We start from the raw sequence: 5,183 nt of genomic DNA on the forward strand, positions 1-5,183 counted from the left end.
CCGCGGCCAGCTCCTCGGAGACCGCCCGGGCCAGCACCGCCCAGCCCCCGCCCGGGGAGAGGGTGTCCCCGATCCGCATCACCACGGGCAGCAGCGGGCTGCCGCCGGGCTTGAAGCCGAGCACCCGGGCCTGCGCCGGAGCGTCCTCCGCCGCGATCCGGCCCTCGGCGAGATCGGTGAGGAAGTCACCGCGGCCCCGCGCCGCCAGCTCCTCCTCCTGCCGGGCCTGCATCAGCACCACGGCCAGGATGCCCGCGGCCCGTTCGGCGGCGATCCGGTGCACCGGGTCCAGCGGGGAGCGGACCGGCAGCAGCACGAGCCGGGCGCGTACGGAACCGGCGGTCCCGGGCCCGCCGCCGGGCACGTCCACCAGCACCGACCCGGCGGGCGGCGGCGCCTCCTTGTGCGGGCCGCGCAGCCCCTCCCACACCTGGAGCGGGTCCGCGCCCTCGGGTCCGGCTCCGGCGGCGTACAGCAGCCGGCCGTCGGCCGTCTCCAGGAACACCGGGTTGCCGCTGAAGTCGGCCAGGATGCCCAGCACCTGCGGCACCCCGCCACCGCCCAGCAGCGCCTCGGTGCAGCGCCGGTGCACCTCCTCCGCGCGCTGGAGCAGCGCGTAGTGGCCGTTGACGATCTCGGTGTGGATCTCCTCGGTCACCGTCACGAACGGCACCTCGCGGTGCAGCTGCACCAGCGGCAGACCGGCCCCCCGGGCCGTGTCCACCAGGGCCGCGGGCAGCCGGGCGAAGCGCGGGCCCAGCTCCACCACCAGGGCCGCGATCCCGCGCTCGGCCAGGGTCCGGACGAACGCCCGCTGTTCGGCCGGCCGGGTGCCGAGGCCATAGCCGGTGGTGAGCAGCAGCTCGCCGCCCTTGAGCAGCGAGGCGATGTTCGGGACCTCGCCCGCGTGCACCCAGCGCACGGTACGGCCGAGCCGGTCGGCGCCCGCCAGGACCTCCGGCAGCCCGCTGCGCAGACCGGGCAGCTCCAGCGCCCGCTGCACGGTGATCCCGGCGCCCTGGGTGTCGAATCGGTGGTCCGTACGGCTGTCCATGCAGCGGACGCTACCTGCGCAAACGCCGCGAGGACAGCTCCGGACGACGGCTACACCGGGCGGATGTTGTGGTTGAAGCGGAACACGTTGTCGGGGTCGTAGCGCCGCTTCACCTGCTCCAGGCGCAGCGTGTTCCCGGCGCCCAGGCCGGCGCGGACCCGCTCGGGGCCCTCGTCGCCGATGAAGTTGAGGTAGACGGCGCCCGTGCTCCACGGCCGCAGACCCGCGCGCACCTCCCGCACCCAGCTCATCGCCCGCTCGTCGTCGGCCGGGTCGGCCCAGACCGCGAACGGGTGCGCCGCCCAGGGGGCGTCCCGGTAGGGCACCGGGTACTCGTGCGGGCCGGCGGCGATCGCCCCGCCCTGCGGGAACAGCAGATGCTGGGTGGGGGTCGGCACCGGCATGCCGTCCGCGCGGGCGCAGAAGGCGTCCACCGCCTCGTCCGGCAGCCCGGACAGATACTCCGCCGACCAGTAGTGCCGCAGGCCCTCCGGGAAATCGAGCATGCACTGCAGGTCGGCGTACGGCATGTCACCGGCCAGCTCCACCTCGTGCGGCAGCGCGAGCAGCGGCTCGGCGAGCTTGCGCAGGGCGTCCTCGCCGCCGGCGTAGGTCAGCAGGGCCGCGCACAGCAGCGTGTCCACCAGCTCCGGGGGCGTGAACTCCGCGGTCGGGCCGGTGAGGTACAGCACCGCGCCGCCCACCTCGTCGGGTCCGGTACGGATGATCTCCCGGAAGGTGTGCAGCACGTCCGGGCCGAGCCGCGGCAGGAACATCAGCAGGACGAGGGAGAACTCCGGCAGCTCGTGCAGGCGCAGGGTGAGCGCGGTGGCGACGCCGAAGTTGCCGCCCCCGCCGTGCAGCGCCCAGAACAGCTCGGGATTCTCGTCGGCGCTGGCGTGCACCCGCTCGGCGTCGGCGGTCACCAGTTCCACGGCGATGAGGTTGTCGACGGCGAGCCCGAAGGCGCGGTCCAGCCAGCCGGTGCCGCCGCCGAGGACGAAGCCGCCGACGCCGGTGGTGGAAGCCCGCCCGCCGGTGGTCGCGAGGCCGTACGGCTGGGTGGCCCGGTCGAGATGGCTCATCGTGGCGCCGCCCTCGATCCGGACCGCCTCGGCCGCCGGGTCGACGGTGACCTGGTGCATCCGGCGCAGGTCCACCACGAGCGCGCCGTCGCCCAGCGCCGTACCGGCGACGCTGTGGCCGCCGCCGCGCACCGCGATGTGCAGGTCCAGCTCCCTGCCGAAGCGCACCGCCCGCACCACGTCGGTCGCGTCCGCGCACTGCGCGATCACCGCCGGCCGCCGGTCGATCATCGCGTTGAAGACCGTACGGGCCTCGTCGTAGCCCGGGTCGCCGGGGGCGAACACGTCACCGACCAGGTCGTCGCGCAGCGCGGCGAGGGCCGCGCCCGCCTTCGAGAGGGAAGCCATGGCCGCCCCCTTCCGCACCGGGGGAGCTGTCGCCTTCCAGCCTAGGCGGGCCCGGCCGCACCGGCCGCTCAGCCGCCGTACGCCCCCGAGGCCGTCAGCCGCAGCGCGGTGTCGATCAGCGGCACGTGGCTGAACGCCTGCGGGAAGTTGCCCACCTGGCGCTTCAGGCGCGGGTCCCACTCCTCGGCGAGCAGGCCGAGGTCGTTGCGCAGCGCCAGGAGCTTCTCGAACAGCTTGCGGGCCTCGTCCACCCGGCCGATCATCGCCAGGTCGTCCGCCATCCAGAACGAGCAGGCAAGGAAGGCGCCCTCGTCACCCGGCAGGCCGTCGACGCCGGCGCTGTCGCCCTCCGTGGGGTAGCGCAGGATGAACCCGTCCGGGGTGGACAGCTCGCGCTGGATCGCCTCGATCGTGCCGATCACCCGCTTGTCGTCCGGCGGCAGGAAACCCATCTGCGGGATGAGCAGCAGGGAGGCGTCCAGCTCCTGCGAGCCGTACGACTGGGTGAAGGTGTTGCGCTCCTTGTCGTAGCCCTTCTCGCAGACGTCCCGGTGGATGTCGTCGCGCAGCTCGCGCCAGCGCTCCAGCGGGCCGTCCGCGTCCCCGGACTCGATCAGCTTGATCGTGCGGTCCACCGCGACCCAGGCCATCACCTTCGAGTGCACGAAGTGCCGGCGCGGGCCGCGGACCTCCCAGATGCCCTCGTCCGGCTCCTGCCAGTGGTCCTCCAGGTAGCGGATCAGCTTCAGCTGGAGCAGCGAGGCGTAGTCGTTGCGGGCCAGGCCCGTCATGTGGCCCAGGTGCAGGGCCTCGGTGACCTCGCCGTACACGTCCAGCTGGAGCTGGTGCGCGGCGCCGTTGCCGACCCGGACCGGGGCCGAGTTCTCGTAGCCGGGCAGCCAGTCCAGCTCGGCCTCGCCCAGCTCGCGCTCACCGGCGATGCCGTACATGATCTGCAGGTTCTCCGGGTCGCCGGCGACCGCGCGCAGCAGCCACTCGCGCCAGGCGCGGGCCTCCTCGCGGTAGCCCGTGCGCAGCAGCGAGGACAGGGTGATCGCCGCGTCCCGCAGCCAGGTGTAGCGGTAGTCCCAGTTGCGCACGCCCCCGATGTCCTCCGGCAGGGAGGTGGTGGGGGCGGCGACGATGCCGCCGGTCGGGGCGTACGTCAGCGCCTTCAGGGTGATCAGCGAGCGGATCACCGCCTCGCGGTACGGCCCGTGGTACGTACAGTGCTCGACCCACTCGCGCCAGAAGTCCTCCGTCGCCTCCAGCGAGGTCTCCGGCTCCGGCAGCGGCGGCGGCTGCTTGTGCGAGGGCTGCCACGAGATGGTGAACGTGATCCGGTCACCCGGGGCGACCGTGAAGTCGGCGTACGTGGTGAGCGCCTTGCCGTAGGTCTCGGCCTCCGTGTCGAACCACACCGAGTCCGGCCCGGCCACCGCGACCGTGCGGCCCTCGTGCTTGTGCACCCACGGCACCACCCGGCCGTAGGAGAACCGCATCCTGAGGGCCGAGCGCATCGGCACCCGGCCGGTGACGCCCTCCACGATCCGGATCAGCTGCGGGGCGCCGTCACGCGGGGGCATGAAATCGGTCACACGGACCGTGCCGCGCGGGGTGTCCCACTCCGATTCCAGGATCAGCGAGTCGCCGCGGTAGCTGCGCCGGGCGGCCACGGGCGGCTCGGCGTCGGCGGCGTGCGCCGGGCCGAGCCGCCAGAAGCCGTGCTCCTCGGTGCCCAGCAGGCCGGCGAAGATGGCATGCGAGTCGAAGCGGGGCAGGCACAGCCAGTCCACCGTGCCATCCCGGCAGACCAGCGCCGCGGTCTGCATGTCTCCGATGAGTGCGTAGTCTTCGATGCGCCCGGCCACGTGCAACTCCAGTCGAACGGCCACGTCACACCCCCGCGCAGGGGGCTGTCGCTAGTGCGGTCAAGGGGTCGTTGTTGTGCGTCGTTGAGCGGTGAAGCAAAGCAGCCCGCCGAGCCCTGAGGCAACACGACAGTCTTTGCTCAACGAACTGCCGCGCTCTCGTTGTTCCGGGGTGATGGTGGCGGGGGTGTGCCGTCGTTCCGGCCGGGCTCGGCAGCGAATGTCCGAGCAGGATACGACGCACGTAGATGATGTGCGTGCCGGTCCGGGCAACCCGTGTGGGCCGAACGAGTGAGCACCGGGTGAGAACCGTGTGCCCGGAGTACGTCCGGGATAACGCGAGTGGCAGGTGTGGCAGGCAGCCCGTGCCCGGCCGAGCGCGGAGCGTGCTCGGAAGCCATCCGGGCCAGGCGCTGATACGCTGGTAGCCCGTGGACCGGTGGGAGAAAAACCCCCGAACCGCAGCGACGGCACCCCCCGAAGAACCTGGGAGGGACGCCGGACCGCACCCCCAAACCGCGACCACGGGAGCCCCCTCTTGGCCATGCCGCCCAAAACCACGACGACCAAGCACATCTTCGTCACCGGGGGTGTCGCCTCCTCGCTCGGCAAGGGTCTGACCGCCTCCAGCCTGGGCATGCTGCTCAAGGCCCGGGGTCTGCGTGTCGTGATGCAGAAGCTGGACCCGTACCTGAACGTCGACCCGGGCACGATGAACCCCTTCCAGCACGGTGAGGTGTTCGTCACCAACGACGGCGCCGAGACCGACCTGGACATCGGCCACTACGAGCGCTTCCTCGACCGCGACCTGGACGGCACCGCGAA

At 72.7% G+C, this 5,183-nt stretch carries 3 protein-coding genes and 1 pseudogene; 1 reads left to right on the forward strand and 3 read right to left on the reverse strand.

Annotated features, from left to right (window positions below):
* From CCN44_RS29270 to CCN44_RS29280, 3 genes are all read right to left on the reverse strand, one after another.
* The coding region (locus CCN44_RS29270; RefSeq protein ID WP_208639862.1) for a PucR family transcriptional regulator ligand-binding domain-containing protein at positions 1-1,054 on the reverse strand (1,054 nt) is incomplete at its 3' end.
* Positions 1,055-1,104: 50 nt separating this feature from the next.
* Positions 1,105-2,487: an FAD-binding oxidoreductase gene (locus CCN44_RS29275; protein ID WP_086700888.1), complete on the reverse strand. Its 1,383-nt coding sequence runs from the start codon at positions 2,485-2,487 to the stop codon at positions 1,105-1,107.
* Between the two features lie 68 nt (positions 2,488-2,555).
* Positions 2,556-4,358: a glycoside hydrolase family 15 protein gene (locus CCN44_RS29280; protein WP_086700891.1), complete on the reverse strand. Its 1,803-nt coding sequence runs from the start codon at positions 4,356-4,358 to the stop codon at positions 2,556-2,558.
* 544 nt (positions 4,359-4,902) lie between these two features.
* Here CCN44_RS29280 and CCN44_RS29285 point away from each other — a divergent pair.
* Positions 4,903-5,183, forward strand: a pseudogene (locus CCN44_RS29285) (CTP synthase); the annotation flags it as partial.

It is taken from the genome of Streptomyces tricolor (assembly GCF_002155905.1).
Taxonomy (GTDB): Bacteria; Actinomycetota; Actinomycetes; order Streptomycetales; family Streptomycetaceae; genus Streptomyces; species Streptomyces tricolor.

Coding starts and splice junctions, on each gene's coding strand:
- CCN44_RS29275 (WP_086700888.1), bottom strand. CDS start 2,487: ATGGCTTCCCTCTCGAAGGCGGGCGCGGCCCTCGCCGCGCTGCGCGAC.